The organism is Kitasatospora sp. NPDC058063 (assembly GCF_042885395.1).
GTDB classification, from domain to species: domain Bacteria; phylum Actinomycetota; class Actinomycetes; order Streptomycetales; family Streptomycetaceae; genus Kitasatospora; species Kitasatospora lactacystinica.
This window is the reverse complement of record NZ_JBHVSD010000006.1, coordinates 111,840-128,012: the sequence shown is the minus strand read 5'-3', so window position 1 is coordinate 128,012 and position 16,173 is coordinate 111,840. Positions and strand designations below refer to the sequence as shown.

The window sequence follows — 16,173 nt, the reverse complement described above, 5'->3', positions numbered from 1 at the left end:
GATTTCGGTGGGTACGGGAACTCCGCCGCGCCCGAAGGCGGTTGACCGGACAGGAAGCGTGATCTCGGGAGGGGAGCACCGCATGGACGGCGCGGCGATCATCGAACAGCTGATGACCACGGAGGTCAGGACCGATCCGTACCCGCTGTACGCCAGGGCCCGCGAGCTGGGCCCGGTGGCCCCGGCCGGGGACGGCATGTTCGTGGTGAGCGGCTACACGGCGGTCAACAAGGTGCTGCGCACGCCCGCCTTCGGGGTGGCGACCGCCGAGATGATGGCCGGACTGGCCCCCGAGTACGCCGTGCACTCCTCGCTGGCCCTGTTCGGCCGCTCGATCCTCCAGCGCAACGCCCCCGACCAGCCCCGGGTCCGCTCGCTGATCGCCTCGGTGTTCACCGCCCGCCGGGTCGCCGCGCTGCGCCCGGCCGTGGAGACGGCGGTCGACCGGCTGCTGGACGGCATGGCCGAGCAGGGAGCCGACGGCTCGCCGGTGGACTTCATGGACGCCTTCGCCTTCCGGCTGCCGGTCGGGGTGATCTGCGAGCTGCTCGGCGTCCCCGAGCAGGACCGCTACCGCTTCCGCGACCTCGCCTCCGACCTGACCGTCGCGCTGGAGATCATCCAGGACCTGGACGAGCTGGCCGCCGCCGACGAGGCCGCCGACGAGCTGGCCCGCTACTTCACCGAGCTGGCCGCCGAGCGACTGGCCCGGCCGCAGGACGACCTGGTCACCGACCTGGCCCGGATCGCCGCCGCGGACGACGAGCGGCTCTCCGCCGAGGAGCTGCTGGCCAACCTGGTCCTGCTGCTGGTGGCCGGCTTCGAGACCACCACCAACCTGCTCGGCAACGGCCTGGCCCTGCTGTTCCGCCACCCCGAGGCGGCCGCCGGGCTGCGCAGCGGCGCGATCACCCCGGCCGGGTTCACCGACGAGGTGCTGCGCTTCGACTCCCCGGTGCAGGCCACCGGCCGGGTCGCGCTGGAGGAGGGCCTGAGCGTCGAGGGCCTGCCGATCCCGCCCGGCCACGCGGTGACCCTGCTGATCGGCTCGGCCAACCACGACCCGGCCCGGTACGAGCGCCCCGAGGTGTTCGACCCGACCCGCACCGACAGCCAGCCGCTCAGCTTCGGCGGCGGCACCCACTTCTGCCTGGGCTCCCAGCTGGCCCGGCTGGAGGCCGAGGTCGCGGTGCCCGCCCTGCTCGACCGCTTCCCGCGGCTCGCCCCGGGCGGCGTCCCGACCCGGCGCGACCGCCTGGTGCTGCGCGGCTACGAGACCCTGCCGGTGACCGTCCGGTGACCGTCCGGTGACGCGCGGTCCCCGGGGCCGGGGGATTTGGCTCCTCCGGCCCCGGGGACCGGGACGTTCGGCCGTTCGTGGCTGGGCCGTTCGTGGGAGAGCATGGAGGGACGAAAGCGGCCAATCCGGACCGATCACCCGGAACGGCCACCTGCCAGGAGGTCCCACCGTGCGCACAGCACCCCGCCCGCCGCGCCCCGCGGCGCTGGAGCCCAGGGTTCCGCGCTGGGTGCCCTGGCTGCCGGTGCTCCTGCTGGTGCTGGACCTGGTCGCCGAGGCCGTCGTCCCGGACGCCGTCGCCGCCGGGTTCCTGCTCACCGCGCTGCCCGTGGTGGCCGCCTTCAGCTACGGCCCCGTGCTGACCGCCGTCACGACGGCCGGCTCCCTGGCACTCCAGCTCGGCCTGGCGCTGCGCGCGGACCACGTCAACGAGCAGCACCACGTCTGGGTCTACATCGCCACCCTGCTCTCCGGCGTCATGGGCACCGCGCTGTCCTGGCAGCGCACCCGGCAGAACCGCAACCTGCTCCAGGCCCGTACGGTCGCCGAGACCCTGCAGCGCACGGTGCTGCGCCCGGTGCCGGAGCGGGCCGGCGGGCTGCGGGTGGCCGGCCTCTACCGCCCGGCCCAGGCCGATGTGCTGGTCGGCGGCGACCTGTACGAGGTCTGCGACACCCGCTTCGGCGTGCGGGTGCTGCTCGGCGACGTCCGGGGCAAGGGCCTGGGCGCGGTCCGCACCGTCGCCGACGTCCTCGGCGCGTTCCGGGCGGCCGCGTACGACACCCCCGGGCTGGTCGAACTCGCCGACCAGCTGGACCGCGCGGTGCTGCGCGACGCCGCCGACCGCGGCGACGACGAGCTGTTCGTCACCGCCGTCCTGCTCCAGTACCGGCCCGGCTCGGACTGCGTCGAGATCGTCAACCGCGGTCACACCACCCCGCTGCTCCTCGGCGGGGGCGGCATCACCCCGGTGTCCTGCGCCGACGAGCTCCCGCTCGGCCTCGGCCACCTCGGCCCCGCCGACGAGCGCAGCAAGGCGGTCGCCGTGGCGCTGCCGCCGGGCCACACCGTCCTGCTCTACACCGACGGCGTCAGCGAGGCCCGCGACACCGCCGGCGCCTTCTACCCGCTGGCCCCCCGCCTCGCCGCCCTCGGCACCACCGCGCCCGACCGGGTGGTCTCCTTCCTGGCCCAGGACGTCCACCGGTACGCCGGCCTGCTCGCCGACGACCTCGCCGTCCTCGCCCTCACTCCGGACGTCCCGTAGGCCCGGACCACTCCGGACGTCCAGTAGGTCCGGACCACTCCCAGAGGTTCGCGAACAGTTCCGCCTGCTCCCGGGCGTCGTCCAGGGCGTGGTGTGTATGAGGTAGGTCCGGCAGCAGCTCCGGCGGCATCGACCGCTTGCCGATCCCGGCGAACGGCACCCCGGCCCGCGCCGCGTACAGCGTCTTCAGATCCAGGCAGCCGGAGTGCCCGAACGGGCTGGAGCCGGTGAACCGCACCAGGTACCAGTAGAGGAACTGCCAGTCGTACACTGCCGGGTAGCCCACCATCACCGGCCGGTACCGCTGCCCGCCCGGCCCGCGCCGCACTCCCTCCACCCAGCGGCCGAACTCCCGCATCGCCGCCGCCGGATCGGCCCCGTCCGCCCGCAGCGCCGCCCGGTCCAGCCCCGACACCGCCAGCGCCTCCGGGACGTACTCCGCGCTGATCGGCCGCAGCTCCCGGTAAAACGCCGCCGCCCCCGCCGGCGGCCGCCGGAACCCGTCCCCGTCGTGCCATCCGGCCATCACGGCCCCGAAGCTCAGCATCGAGTACGGCCCCGGGATCGGCCCGTCCGACTCCACGTCCACCGACACGTACACCGTCGGGGTGACCTTCTCCCTGTGTCCCATGGCCCCATCCAACTCGGCCCGACAACCGCTTTTCCCGCCCTCGTCCCGCCCGTCGCCCATCGCCCGTCGTTCTTCCCGCCACCTGTCGCCCCGGTCACCCGGACGGGCCCGCCGGGATGCCCCCGGGCGCGGGAGTGCGCAGGCTGCTGGCAACGACCGGGCCCGACCGGGCCCGGGACGGACACGCCCCAGGGCGCGGCACGGGAGGACGAGATCGACAGGACACGGACGGCGGACCACGCCGGGGGAGCGGGCGCGCCGCTGCTCGCCCGCTGCGCCCTGCTGGCGGCCGCGGGGGCCGTCGGGGTGCTGCTGTTCGCGCTGGGGGAAGGCGGGCTGCTGGTGCTCGTGGCCGGGCTGCTCGGACTGGTCGTCTGGGCCGCCGGCGTCTGGTGGTTCCTGGCCTACCGGGGCGCGGTCCGGGTGTTCGGGCTGCTGGTCGCGATCGCGGCGCCGGTCGCGGTGCTGGTGCTCTTCGCCCACCACCAGCTGTGGCTGACGGCCCTGCTCCTCGTCCTGGTCTGGGGCATCGCGCTGGCCCTCGCCCGTGCCGCGCTGCGCCGGGCCCGCCCGGAGCCGCCGATGCGCGGGCGTGCCGCGACCCGGCCGCTGCGACCGGTCCTGATCATGAACCCGAAGTCCGGCGGCGGGAAGGTCGGCCGCTTCGGGCTCGTCGAGCGGGCGGAGGGACTCGGCGCCCGGGTGGTCCTGCTCGACCCCGCCGCCCCCGCCGACGTCGCCGAGCTGGCCCGCATGGCCGTGGCCGAGGGCGCGGACCTGCTCGGCGTGGCGGGCGGCGACGGCACCCAGGCGCTGGTCGCGGCCGTCGCCGCCGAGCACGGCCTGCCGTTCCTGGTGATCTCCGCCGGCACCCGCAACCACTTCGCCATGGACCTCGGCCTCGACCGCGACGACCCCTCCCGCTGCCTGGACGCGCTGACCGACGGCGAGGAACTGCGGGTCGACCTCGGCGAGGTCGCGGGCCGGGCCTTCGTCAACACCGTCTCCTTCGGGGTGTACGCCGACGTCGTGGAGCGCCCCGAGTACCGCGACGCCAAGGCCGGCACCGCGCTCGGCCTGCTGCCCGACCTGCTGGTCGGCGAGGGCGTACGGCGGGTCGACGTGAGGGCCGACGCCACCGTGCTCACCGCCCAGCAGGCGCTGCTGGTCAGCAACAACCCGTACGGCTCGACCGACGACCTCGGCATCGGCGGCCGCCGACCCCGGCTCGACAGCGGCCTGCTCGGCGTCCTGGGCATCCGGGTGGAGGGCGCGGCCCAGGCCGCGGACCTGGCCGTGCGCGGCACGCAGTCCACCGGGCTGACCGCGCTGACCGCACGGCGGGTGGAGGTGACCGCGGAGGAGGACGAGATCCCGGTGGCGGTCGACGGCGAGACGCTGCGGATGCCCGTCCCGGTCGTGTGCACGCTGCGCCCGGGGGCCCTGCGGGTCCTGGTGCCGCGCGACCGCCCCGGCGTGCCCGCTCCCGTGCCGTCCGTGAACTGGCGCCGGCTGGCCGCCCTTGCGTTCGGCCGCTCCGACCCCGGCACCGGCGACAGCTCCGGTTCCGGCTCCGACCGCGGCCCCGGTTCCGGTTCCGGCCACAGCTCCGACCCGACTACGGAGGGGCCGACCCGTGACTGACCACCCGGACCACGACGCCACCCCTCCCGCCCCGCCTCCTGTCCCACCGCCCGTACCGCCGCCCGTGCCGCCGTCCGTACTCACCGACCTGCGGGCGCTCGACGGAGCCGTCTACGCGGCCGTCGCCGCCACCTCCACCCCGACGCTCGACTCCGCGCTGCGCCGGCTCTCCAAGGCCGCCGACCACTCGAAGATCTCGTTGACCGTCTCCGCCCTGCTCGCCCTGCGGCCCGGCCGCCCCCGGCAGGCGGCGGTGGCCGGGGTCGGCGCGGTGGCGCTGGCCTCGGTAGCGGCGAACCTGGTCGGCAAGCAACTGGTCCACCGCCCCCGGCCCGACCGGGAGCTGGCGAGGGTGACCGTCGGCCGGCAGGTGGCGATGCCGGAGTCGGCCTCCTTCCCGTCCGGGCACACGGCCTCGGCGACGGCCTTCGCCACCGCCGTCGGCGTGCTGCTGCCACCGCTGGCGCTGCCGCTCGGCGCGCTGGCGACCGCGGTCGGCTACTCCCGGGTCCACACCGGCGTGCACTACCCGGGAGATGTCGCGGCGGGCGCGCTGCTCGGCTTCGCGGCCGCCGTGGCGTCCCTGGCCGTCGTCCGGACCGTGCCGCCGAGCCTCCCGGAGTGAGCGCCTCCGGGCCTGCACCGGGCAATTGAACGTGTGTGCGCTATCTTCTGCCGTGAGCATTTTCCCCCGGCAACGATCAGGTTCCTCGGGCCGCAAGTCCGCCAAGGGCGGCCGACTCGCGGTCCTGGACGGATTGCGCATCCTGGCCGCGCTGATGGTGGTCTTCCACCACTACGTCGGCTACGGCGGCGGTACCAAGCCCGAGGACAGTGCCTGGGGCAAGCCGGTCGATCAGGTGTTCCACCGCGCTTCCTTTCTCGGCGCCTATCTGTGGACCGGCATCTGCCTGTTCTTCGTGATCAGCGGCTTCGTGATCTGCATGAGCAGCTGGGGCCGTCCGGTGGGCGACTTCGTCCGCTCCCGGGTCATCCGGCTCTACCCCGCGTACTGGTTCGCCGTCCTGCTCACCACCGCGGTCGTCACGGTGTGGCCGCTCGTGCGCCAGCCGCTCCCCTCGGAGCAGGTGCTCGCCAACCTGACGATGTTCCAGGAGGGCCTGGGCATCAAGGACGTCGACGCCGTCTACTGGACGCTCTGGATCGAGCTGCGCTTCTACCTGCTGTTCGCCATCGTGGTCTGGCGGGGCGTGACCTACCGGCGGATCGTGGCCTTCTGCTCGATCTGGACGGTCGCCGGCATCGTCGCGGCGAGCACCAAGTGGCCGGTCCTCGACTTCTTCGCGATGTCGCAGGTCTCCTCGTTCTTCGTCGCCGGCCTCGCGCTCTACCTGGTCCACCGGTACGGTCCCAACCTCATGCTCTTCGGCATTGTCGGGATCAGCTGGATCCTCTCGGTGCTCTACACCATCCAGCACCAGAAGGACGTGAACCCCTACCTCGGTCGCGTCGACCTGCCGACCTGGCCCGCCGTCCTGCTGACCAGCCTCTCCTACCTCGTCATGATCGTGGTCGCCCTGGGCTGGGGATCCCGGATCCAGTGGCGCTGGCTCACCTTCGCCGGCGCCCTCACTTACCCCCTCTACCTCCTCCACGAGACCATGGGCTGGACCGCCCTGCGTGCTCTCCACGAGCGCGACGTCAAGCCCTGGACGGCGGTCGCCGTCGTCACCGCCGGAATGCTCGTCGCCTCCTGGCTGGCCCACCGCCTCATCGAGAAGCCCCTGACGCCCCGTCTCAAGACCGGCATGACCAGGAGCATCGACGAGCTCCGCGCCGCCGAACCCCTCCCCCCGCAGCCCGCCCCGGCGCCGGCCCGGGCCCCCGGCGTACTGGAGACCGTCACCACCCCCTGGGCCACCGCCTTCACCCCCAGGGACACCCACCCGCCGCAGCAGCACACCCCCGACTCCTACTGACCCACCCCACCCCCGCGGCCCGAAACAGCACGCACCGGGCGGCCGGCCCGACCTCCGTCGGACCGCCCGCCCGGTGCGCACTGTCAGCCCCGCGGCCCTCTACAGGTCGTAGTAGAGCTCGAACTCGTGCGGGTGGGGGCGCAGGGCGATCGGGGCGATCTCGTTGGTGCGCTTGTAGTCGATCCAGGTCTCGATGAGGTCCGGGGTGAAGACGTTGCCGGCGAGGAGGTACTCGTGGTCGGCTTCCAGGGCCTCCAGGACGGCGGGGAGGGAGGAGGGCACCTGGGGGACGTTGGCGTGCTCCTCGGGGGCCAGCTCGTAGAGGTCCTTGTCGACCGGCTCCAGCGGCTCGATCTTGTTGCGGATGCCGTCGAGGCCGGCCATCAGCATGGCGGCGAAGGCCAGGTAGGGGTTGGAGGCCGGGTCCGGCGCGCGGAACTCGATGCGCTTGGCCTTGGCGTTGGAGCCGGTGATCGGGATGCGGATCGCGGCCGAGCGGTTGCGCTGCGAGTAGACCAGGTTGACCGGCGCCTCGAAGCCCGGCACCAGGCGGTGGTAGGAGTTCACCGAGGGGTTGGTGAAGGCCAGCAGCGAGGGGGCGTGCCGCAGCAGCCCGCCGATGTAGTAGCGGGCGGTGTCGGAGAGCCCGGCGTAGCCCTGCTCGTCGTAGAAGAGCGGGGTGCCCTCGCTCCACAGCGACTGGTGGACGTGCATGCCCGAGCCGTTGTCGCCGAAGATCGGCTTCGGCATGAAGGTGGCGGTCTTGCCGTTCCGCCAGGCGACGTTCTTGATGATGTACTTGAACAGCATCAGGTCGTCGGCGGCGTGCAGCAGGGTGTTGAACTTGTAGTTGATCTCGGCCTGGCCGGCCGTGCCGACCTCGTGGTGCTGGCGCTCGACCTCCAGTCCGGCCTTGGCGAGCTCCAGCGACATCTCGGCGCGCAGGTCGGCGAAGTGGTCGACCGGCGGGACGGGGAAGTACCCGCCCTTGTACTTGACCTTGTAGCCGCGTACGTCGCCCTCGGCGGCGCCGCTGTTCCAGGCGCCAGCCTCCGAGTCGATGTGGTAGAAGGACGCGTTGGCGCTGGTGTCGAAGCGGACCGAGTCGAAGACGTAGAACTCGGCCTCGGGCCCGAAGAAGGCGGTGTCGGCGATGCCGGAGGAGGCGAGGTAGGCCTCGGCCTTCCTGGCGACGTTGCGCGGGTCGCGGCTGTACGCCTCGCCGGTGACCGGGTCCTGGATGAAGAAGTTGATGTTGAGGTGCTTCTCGGCCCGGAAGGGGTCGAGGCGGGCTGTGGCGAGGTCCGGCACCAGGGCCATGTCGGACTCGTGGATGGCCTGGAAGCCGCGGATCGACGAGCCGTCGAACATCAGGATCTCGGACGGGTCGAAGGTCGCCGCAGGTACGGAGAAGTGCTGCAGGACGCCCGGCAGGTCACAGAAGCGGACGTCGACGAACTTCACGTCGTTGTCCTGGATGAACTGCTTCACTTCGGCGGCGTTGTTGAACATCCATCCTCCTCGGCGTGCGAATTGGGCTCACCATAGGAATGGGTCGTTTCCACTCGGTGACCCGCTCGTTTCCTAGATGTTAACCACGGCTGCCGGGCGGCTGGCAAAGACGTACGGGACGGTACAAATCACCCTGCCCGGCTGGGCGCCTTCCCGCAAGTGGTCTGGACCACTTGGAAAGGTGCCGGAACGACGATTCACCCGGTCGGGGGTGATGTCCCGACCGGAGGGGAGCCGGTGGCGGCGTACGCCGTCAGCCCGGTTAGTGTGGATTCGTGGACACCAGAGAAGCGTTGGGATCGTGGATCGACGGCCCCCGGGCGGCCGCCGAGAAGATGGGCGCCGACTTCGGCCACCGCGGCGAGCGCCTCGGGCTGCCCAAGGAGGGCCCCGGCTCGATCGCCGGCCCCGGCCGCCGGATCGGCGCCCTGTTCGTGGACGGCTGGCTGGTCGCCCTGATCTCGTACGGGCTGATCGCCCGCGGCGACCAGGCCGAGGCCAACCTGTGGACCAGCCCGCTGTTCTTCGTGGTCGCGGCCCTGCTGCTGGCCACCACCGGCACGACGGTCGGCAAGCGGCTGTTCGGCCTGCGGGTGGTCCGGCTGGACGGCCGCCGCGCGACCATCCCGCAGGTCCTGCTGCGCACCCTGCTGCTCTGCCTGGTGGTGCCGCCGCTGGTCTGGGACCGCGACACCCGCGGCCTGCACGACAAGGCGGTCGGCACCGTCGAGGTCCGGATCTAGCTCCGGCCGCGATCCGGATCCGGCCGAGGTCCGGCCGAGGTCCGGCCCCTGGTCGAGGCCGGGATGCACCCCCGACGCCGTACGAACGTCGGAACGGCCCCGCTGCGGAGCTTCCGCGGCGGGGCCGTTCTCGTGTCGTCAGGGGCGGGGGAGGATCAGCGGGCCTGGCCGCCCTTGGGCATCCGGGCGCCCTTCGGCATCGGACCCTTGGGGATCGGCGCCTTGGAGAGCAGGTCGCCCAGCGCGCGCAGGCGGTCGTTGGTCTCGGTGACCTGGGCGGCGGTGATGGCACGGGGCAGGCGCATCAGGTGGATCTGGAGCTTCTTCAGCGGGATCTCGCCCTCGCCGTTGCCCACCACGATGTCGTGCACCGGCACGTCGCCGACCACACGGGCCATCTTCTTCTTCTCGGAGGCCAGCAGTTGGCGGACCCGGTTCGGGTTGCCCTCCCCGATCAGCGCGATGCCGGCCCGGCCCACGGCGCGGTAGACCGCGTCCTGGTTACGGGTGACCGCCACCGGGGTGCTGTTGGAGCTCCAGCCGCGCCGGATGTTGTTCAGCACCGCGGCGACTGCCCCCGGCTGCCCCTCCATCTGACCGAACGCGGCGCGCTCGGCCCGGCGCCCGAAGACGATCGCCATGGCCAGCACGGCCACGATGAAGCCCAGGATGCCCAGGTAGACGGGATGCTCGATCGCGAAGCCGATGGCGAGGAACACGCCGAAGGTCAGCAGGCCGACGCCGGCGATGATCAGGCCGATCTTGGTGTCGACCTTCTTGGTCATGGTGTACGCCAGGCGGATCTGCTTCAGTCGCCCGGGGTTCTCGGATGTTTCCCTCGCCATAACGCTCATGGTACGTGGCACGGGTACGGGATATCCAAGCCCGGGTACCCGTTCGCCCCAACCGTGACCCGTGTGCCCGCACGCCGTCGCACAGAGCGACGCCGGGGGGCCCTGCGGTGTCGAAGCGTTATCGCCGATGGCGACGCCGGTCCGTTGCCGCCGGAGCACCATCGTCGACGCCGGTGCGGTGCCGTCGGAGCACCACCGCCGACGCCGATGCGTCACCGCCGGAGCACTACCGCCGGACCGGCCGCGGCTGTGCCGTCCGGGCCGCCGCGTCGTCGTGCCTGCGGTCCGCCGCGTACCGGCGGTTCTCGCACACCGCCGCCCACGCGTTGCGGCGCGCGTGCCGCTGGCCGGGAGCGAGCAGGACGCTCTCGGCGAACCGCAGCGCCACCCCCACCGACCGGATCCGCATCTGAACCCGCATGCCGAACAGCTCCTCTCGTGGCTGAGAAGAATCGAACGCTCACCAGGCGTCCAGAGTCCCCACCCCGTGTTACCAGCCCGTGACCAGCCAGTCAAAGCGTGGTGAAAACCGGAAGGGCGGAGCCGAAGCTCCGCCCTTCCCGTGGCTCGAACCGATCGGTGGACCGGGAGGTCGCCGTCGGACCGCCGTCACACGCGTGATCGGACCGCGATCAGACCGCGGCCTGCGCGCGCCGCTCCAGCGCCTGCCGGTACAGCCGGCCGGCCCGGTACGAGGACCGCACCAGCGGGCCCGACATGACACCGGCGAAGCCCAGCTCCTCGGCCTCCTCCTGGAGCTCGACGAACTCCTGCGGCTTCACCCAGCGCTCGACCGGGTGGTGGCGCAGCGAGGGCCGCAGGTACTGGGTGATGGTGATCAGCTCGCAGCCGGCGCCGACCAGGTCGGCCAGCGCCTGGCTGACCTCCTCGCGGGTCTCGCCCATGCCCAGGATCAGGTTGGACTTGGTCACCAGTCCGGCCGCACGCGCCTGGGTGATGACGTCCAGCGAGCGCTCGTAGCGGAACGCCGGGCGGATCCGCTTGAAGATCCGCGGCACCGTCTCGACGTTGTGCGCGAGCACCTCGGGACGGGAGGAGAAGACCTCGGCCAGCTGCTCGGGCACCGCGTTGAAGTCGGGGATGAGCAGCTCGACGCCGGTGCGGCCGGCCTCGCGGGCGGCGGTCATCGCGTGGACCTGGCGCACGGTCTCGGCGTACAGCCAGGCGCCGCCGTCCTCCAGGTCGTCACGGGCGACGCCGGTGATGGTGGCGTAGTTGAGGTCCATCGTGACGATGGACTCGGCGACCCGGCGCGGCTCGTCGCGGTCGAACTCGGCGGGCTTGCCGGTGTCGATCTGGCAGAAGTCGCAGCGGCGGGTGCACTGGTCACCGCCGATGAGGAAGGTCGCCTCGCGGTCCTCCCAGCACTCGAAGATGTTGGGGCAGCCGGCCTCCTGGCAGACCGTGTGCAGCCCCTCCTTCTTCACCAGCGACTGGAGGGCGTTGTACTCCGGGCCCATCTTCGCGCGGGTCTTGATCCACTCGGGCTTCCGCTCGATGGGGGTCTCGCTGTTGCGGACCTCCAGGCGGAGCAGCTTCCTGCCGTCGGGCGCGACAGCGGACACGTGCGACTCCTAGAACTAGACGGGGTACCCCCAGGGTACGCCTGTGGTTGTACGGCCTTCGCCGGGCCTGCCGCCCTGCAATCGCAGGGCAACATGGCTACCGGCCGGTAGATTCCCAGCGGCCGCCGGGACTTTCGGCGGCCGTCGGCGGAAGGTGCGTCGGCGCTGCCCGGCGGGTCAGTGGCCGAGGGCCGGTTCCGGCAGCTCGGCGAGGACGTCCGCCAGGTGCCGTTCGACCACCGGCGCGGCCTCGGCGGCGGACAGTCCGCGCCGCAGCTCGCCGGTGAGCGAGGCGACGCCCGCGTCCCGGATGCCGCACGGCACGATCTTGTCGAACCAGGTCATGTCCGGGTCGCAGTTGAGCGCGAAACCGTGCATGGTCACCCCGCGGGCGACCCGCACGCCGATCGCGGCGAGCTTGCGGTCGTCACCGCGCTGGCCGGCGTTGGAGGGCGCGTACTCGGGGCCGGCCAGGCGCGGGTCGATGCCCAGCGGCAGGCCCATCCGCAGGGTCAGTCTGCCGATGTCCACCACCTGCGCCGGATCCACCACGGCGTCCGGGATGGACTCGCCCAGCACCCAGACGCCGCTGCGGCCCTCGACCCGGGTGGACCCGATGCCGAACTCGCCGGCGGTGCGGATCAGCGCCTCCTCCAGCCGGCGGACGTAGGCGATGACGTCGATCGGGTCGGGCAGCTTGACGATCGGGTAGCCGACCAGCTGGCCGGGGCCGTGCCAGGTGATCTCGCCGCCCCGGTTGACCTCGACCACCGGGGTGCCGTCCAGCGGCAGGTCGGCGGGGTTGGTGCGCTTGCCCATGGTGTACACCGACTGGTGCTCCAGGAGCAGCACGGTGTCGGGGATCTCGTCCGCGACCCGCAGCGCGTGCAGCCGCTGCTGCTCCTCCCAGGCCTCCTGGTAGGGCACGGTGCGCTCACCTATGCCCATGCGAACAAAACGCACGTTCTCGCTCACCGTTGCCGCTCCTTGCCGGGCGTTCGAGACCAACCTCGCCACTGTACGCCCAGCCCGGCCGAACCCCCTCGGCCGCCCATGAGCAGCGGTCCTGCCGGGTCCGGCCGTCCTGCCGGGGTCCGTCACCCCGCCCCGGGCAGCGGTTCGGCCCGGGGGCGGCAGCCGGCCCGGGGGCGGCAGCCCGGCCCGGGCGAGCCCGTCGGCCTGTTCGGGCTCAGCCGCCCGCGAGCAGCTGCAGCCGCAGCGCGAGCTGGAGCTCCAGCGACCGCTCCGGCTGGTTCCAGTCCCGCCCGAGCAGCGCCTCGACCCGGTCCAGCCGCTGGACCACGGTGTTCACGTGGACGTGCAGCTCGTCCTTGGCCCGGGTCAGGCTGCCGCCGCAGTCGAAGTAGGCGCGCAGGGTGCGGACCAGCTCGGTGCCGCGCCGGGCGTCGTACGCCAGGAGCGGGCCGAGCGTCGCGCCGACGAAGCCGTCCACGTCGTGGCCGTCGCCGAGCAGCACGCCGAGGAAGCCGAGCGCCCGGGCCGAGGCGCCCTCCCCGGCGCGGCCGAGCACCCGCAGTGCCCGGAGGCAGCGCAGGCCCTCGCCGTAGGACGCGGCCAGCGCGGACGGCCCGGCGGACGGCCGGCCGGCGCCGACGGTGACCGGGAAGCCGGCCAGTCGGGCCAGGCGTTCGGCGGCCTGCCGGGCGGTCTCCTCGGGGTCGTCGGTGCCGCCGCTCTCGACGGGCGCCAGCAGCACCACCGTCTCGGCGTGCTCGGCGCTGACGCCCCGGGAGCCGAACAGGTAGCGCCGGGCCGCACCGGCCAGCCGGGCCCGGTCGTCGGCCTTCCCGTCGGCGGGTTCCGCGACCAGCACGAGGTGCGGCCGGGCGAGGTCGACGCCGAGCCGGCGGCCGCGCGCGGTGAGCCCGCCCGGGTCCCGCTCGGGGGCGGTCAGCAGGTCGGTGAGCAGTTCGCCGCGGACCCGGTTCTCGGTCTCGGCGACCGAGCGGCGCAGCAGCAGGAGCAGCGCGGTGACCACGCTGGCCCGCTCGAACAGCCGCCGGTCGGCGTCGTCGAGGTCGGGCCGGCCGCGCAGCACCATGGTGCCGAGCGCGTCGTGTCCGGCCAGCACCGCGCAGACCCACTGCTCGCCGTGCCGTACGGACCGGCCCTCGGCGCGGGAGGCGGCGACCGCCTCGGCCAGTTCGGCGGCGGGTGCGGAGCGTCCGGCGAGCGGTTCGCCCTCGGCGTCCAGGACCGCTATCTCCCCGCCCAGCAGGGCGGCCACGGCGGCGGCGACGTCCGGCACCTCGGCGCCGCGCAGCACCAGGTCGGTGAGCCGGTCGTGCGCCTGCTCGGCGCGCTGCACGGCGGAGGAGTGGGCCCGGACCAGCTCGTTGGCGGCGTTCAGCTCGGCGAGCGCGGCCCGGGTGTCGGCCAGCGCCTTGGCGGTGTCCAGGGCGATCGCTGCGTGCGCGGCCAGCGAGCAGAGCAGCGCGACCTCGTCGGGGGAGAAGGCGCGCGGCGTGCGGTCGGCGGCGAACAGGACACCGATGACCTGGCCGCCGAGCAGCAGCGGCACCCCGATGATCGCCACCAGGCCCTCGTCCAGCACACCGGCGTCGATCGTGCCGGTGTGGTGGAAGCGTTCGTCGGTGCGGTAGTCGGGGGTGGCGTACGGGCGGGCGGTCTGGGCGACCAGCCCGCCCAGGCCGTCCCCGAGGCTCAGCCGCAGGGTCTGGAACAGGACGGAGACCGAGCCGTCGGTGACCCGCATGTAGGTGTCGCCGGCGCCCTCGTCCGGCAGGGTCAGGTACGCGGTGTCGGTGCCGAGCAGCATCCGGGCCCGGCGGACGATCGCCTGGAGCACGGTGTCCAGGTCCCGGGAGGCGGCGAGGTCCCCGGCGGTGTCGAACAGGGCCGTCAACTCTGCTTCGCGCCGCCGGTGTTGACGCAGGGTGCGGTGGACGCGCAGGGCCTGCCAGGTGGCGTCGTCGATCTCGGCGAGGACGGCGGCCGGCGCCCCGCGGCGGCGGGCGTCGGCCAGCACGTCGGCGAAGTCCTCGGTGGCGGCTCCGGAGGCGAGCAGGTCGAGCAGCCGCCGCAGCGCGGGCGCGGCGCTTTCGTGAGGGTGGTTCATGGTGCGTGCTGCCAATCGGCGTCGGTTCCGTCGGTTCCGAGAAACCGTGATCGTATCGGCTCGCTCCTCAGGCGACGGCGGGCTTTTCGGCCGAGGCGGTGCCCGGCTCCCGGCCGTCCCGGTTGTCCCGTCCCTCGACGTCCATGAGGTCCTGGCCCCTGGTCTCCCGGCCGCACAGCACCGCCAGTACGGTGATCGCCGCCGCGATGGCGACGTACACCGCGATGGGGGTGGAGCTGCCGTAGTCCTTGAGCAGCGCGGTGGCGATCAGCGGCGCGGGGGCGCCGGCCGCCACCGAGGAGAACTGGGCGCCGATCGAGGCGCCCGAGTACCGCATCCGGGTCGCGAACAGCTCGGAGAAGAAGGCCGCCTGGGGCGCGTACATGGCGCTGTGGAAGACCAGGCCGACGGTCACGGCGGTGACCAGCGAGCCGAAGGACTTCGTGTCGACCATCCCGAAGAACACGAAGGCCCAGGCGCCCACCCCGACCGCGCCCACCAGGTACACCGGCCTGCGCCCGACCCGGTCGGACAGCGCGCCGAACAGCGGGATCAGCGCGAACTGGATCGCGGAGGCGATCAGGACGGCGTTCAGCGCGGTCTGCTTGGAGAAGTGGGCGTGGGTGACGGCGTAGGTGAGCACGAACGTGGTCATCACGTAGTAGGAGATGTTCTCCGCCATCCGCGCGCCCATGGCCACCAGCACCTCCCGCCAGTGGTCGCGCAACACCTCCACCAGCGGCAGCCGTTCGGCCGTGCTCCGCTCCTCCTGGCGCTTGTGCTGCGCCGCCAGCGCCTGCTTGAACAGCGGCGACTCGTCCACCGCGAGCCGGATCCACATGCCGACCACGACCAGCACCGCCGACAACAGGAACGGCACCCGCCAGCCCCACGCCAGGAACGCCGCGTCCGACTGCACCGCCGTCATCAGCGACAGCACCCCGGCCGCCAGCAGGTTCCCGGCCGGCGCCCCGCCCTGCGGCCAGGACGCCCAGAACCCCCGCCGCCGCTGGTCCCCGTGCTCCGACACCAGCAGCACGGCGCCACCCCACTCGCCGCCGAGCGCGAAGCCCTGCACCAGCCGCAGCGCCGTCAGCAGCACCGGCGCCGCGGCCCCGATCGAGTCGTACGTCGGCAGCAGCCCGATCGCCGTGGTCGACCCGCCCATCAGCAGCAGGCTCACCACCAGCAGCTTCTTCCGTCCCACCCGGTCCCCGAAGTGACCGAACACCAGCGCCCCGAGCGGGCGTGCCGCGAACCCGATCGCGTAGGTCAGGAAGGACAGCAGCGTCCCGGTCAGCGGATCGCTGTGCGGGAAGAACAGCTTCCCGAACACCAGCGCCGCCGCCGTTCCGTACAAGAAGTAGTCGTACCACTCGATGGTCGTGCCGATCAGGCTCGCAGCCACCACTCTCGGGAGTGAACTGCTCGCCGCCGTACCTCGTGCGGAGGTGCTCATGGCCACCACTTCCAGAACCAGGGGGGAGACGATGTCGCCACAAGGTAGGAAGCGGCCGACCCCGGGACTATGTGGACGGCCCACACAGTCCCGGGGTCGAATGTGCCGTGCTGCCCTATGAGAGGGGAGGCCTGACC

General features: G+C 72.9%; 14 protein-coding genes. 6 read left to right on the top strand and 8 right to left on the bottom strand.

The features are described from left to right. Nucleotides 1-82: 82 nt before the first annotated feature. The gene (locus tag ACFVUY_RS12285) at nt 83-1,300 is read left to right on the top strand and encodes a cytochrome P450 (protein ID WP_387689300.1); all 1,218 of its coding nucleotides are present in this window, start codon (nt 83-85) and stop codon (nt 1,298-1,300) included. Nucleotides 1,301-1,469: 169 nt separating this feature from the next. Beyond that, nucleotides 1,470-2,567 (top strand): PP2C family protein-serine/threonine phosphatase, encoded by a 1,098-nt coding sequence (locus tag ACFVUY_RS12280; protein WP_359896975.1) that lies wholly within the window; start codon nt 1,470-1,472, stop codon nt 2,565-2,567. Here the strand turns inward: ACFVUY_RS12280 and ACFVUY_RS12275 are convergent. Further along, nucleotides 2,548-3,198 (bottom strand): exonuclease, encoded by a 651-nt coding sequence (locus tag ACFVUY_RS12275; RefSeq protein ID WP_387729491.1) that lies wholly within the window; start codon nt 3,196-3,198, stop codon nt 2,548-2,550. The genes ACFVUY_RS12280 and ACFVUY_RS12275 overlap by 20 nt on opposite strands. Before the next feature lie 213 nt (nt 3,199-3,411). Here ACFVUY_RS12275 and ACFVUY_RS12270 point away from each other — a divergent pair, with 213 nt between their 5' ends. The 3 genes from ACFVUY_RS12270 to ACFVUY_RS12260 are packed head-to-tail and all read left to right on the top strand — an operon-like array spanning nt 3,412 to nt 6,782. Next, nucleotides 3,412-4,842: a diacylglycerol/lipid kinase family protein gene (locus ACFVUY_RS12270; protein WP_387729756.1), complete on the top strand. Its 1,431-nt coding sequence runs from the start codon at nt 3,412-3,414 to the stop codon at nt 4,840-4,842. Then, entirely contained in the window at nt 4,835-5,467 is a 633-nt protein-coding gene (locus tag ACFVUY_RS12265; RefSeq protein WP_387729489.1) for a phosphatase PAP2 family protein, read from the top strand. Before ACFVUY_RS12270 ends, ACFVUY_RS12265 begins: the two co-directional genes overlap by 8 nt. Nucleotides 5,468-5,519: 52 nt before the next feature. Next, on the top strand, nt 5,520-6,782 hold the full coding sequence (locus ACFVUY_RS12260; protein WP_387729487.1) for an acyltransferase family protein: 1,263 nt from the start codon (nt 5,520-5,522) through the stop codon (nt 6,780-6,782). Nucleotides 6,783-6,881: 99 nt separating this feature from the next. Here the strand turns inward: ACFVUY_RS12260 and glnA are convergent, their stop codons facing one another. Continuing rightward, nucleotides 6,882-8,294 carry a type I glutamate--ammonia ligase gene (glnA, locus tag ACFVUY_RS12255; RefSeq protein ID WP_359896989.1) on the bottom strand — a complete coding sequence of 471 codons (1,413 nt, stop codon included), beginning with the start codon at nt 8,292-8,294 and terminating at the stop codon, nt 6,882-6,884. Between the two features lie 275 nt (nt 8,295-8,569). Between glnA and ACFVUY_RS12250 the strand changes: the two genes are divergently transcribed. Continuing rightward, nucleotides 8,570-9,037: an RDD family protein gene (locus ACFVUY_RS12250; RefSeq protein WP_387729484.1), complete on the top strand. Its 468-nt coding sequence runs from the start codon at nt 8,570-8,572 to the stop codon at nt 9,035-9,037. 155 nt (nt 9,038-9,192) lie between these two features. Here ACFVUY_RS12250 and ACFVUY_RS12245 read toward each other — a convergent pair whose 3' ends face one another. From ACFVUY_RS12245 to ACFVUY_RS12220, 6 genes are all read right to left on the bottom strand, one after another. Beyond that, complete coding sequence (locus tag ACFVUY_RS12245) at nt 9,193-9,891, bottom strand: DUF4191 domain-containing protein (protein WP_380352414.1); 699 nt, start codon at nt 9,889-9,891, stop codon at nt 9,193-9,195. 226 nt (nt 9,892-10,117) lie between these two features. Next, nucleotides 10,118-10,312, bottom strand: a complete 195-nt coding sequence (locus ACFVUY_RS12240; protein ID WP_359896994.1) for a hypothetical protein — start codon at nt 10,310-10,312, stop codon at nt 10,118-10,120. Nucleotides 10,313-10,523: 211 nt separating this feature from the next. Next, nucleotides 10,524-11,477 (bottom strand): lipoyl synthase, encoded by a 954-nt coding sequence (lipA, locus tag ACFVUY_RS12235; protein ID WP_359896996.1) that lies wholly within the window; start codon nt 11,475-11,477, stop codon nt 10,524-10,526. 177 nt (nt 11,478-11,654) lie between these two features. Continuing rightward, nucleotides 11,655-12,425, bottom strand: coding sequence for a lipoyl(octanoyl) transferase LipB (gene lipB, locus ACFVUY_RS12230; protein WP_387729753.1), 771 nt, complete (start codon nt 12,423-12,425; stop codon nt 11,655-11,657). A gap of 241 nt (nt 12,426-12,666) precedes the next feature. Then, complete coding sequence (locus ACFVUY_RS12225) at nt 12,667-14,577, bottom strand: helix-turn-helix domain-containing protein (RefSeq protein WP_387689283.1); 1,911 nt, start codon at nt 14,575-14,577, stop codon at nt 12,667-12,669. A 67-nt stretch (nt 14,578-14,644) separates the two neighbouring features. Next, the gene (locus ACFVUY_RS12220) at nt 14,645-16,036 is read right to left on the bottom strand and encodes an MFS transporter (protein ID WP_387729481.1); all 1,392 of its coding nucleotides are present in this window, start codon (nt 16,034-16,036) and stop codon (nt 14,645-14,647) included. Nucleotides 16,037-16,173 lie beyond the last annotated feature (137 nt).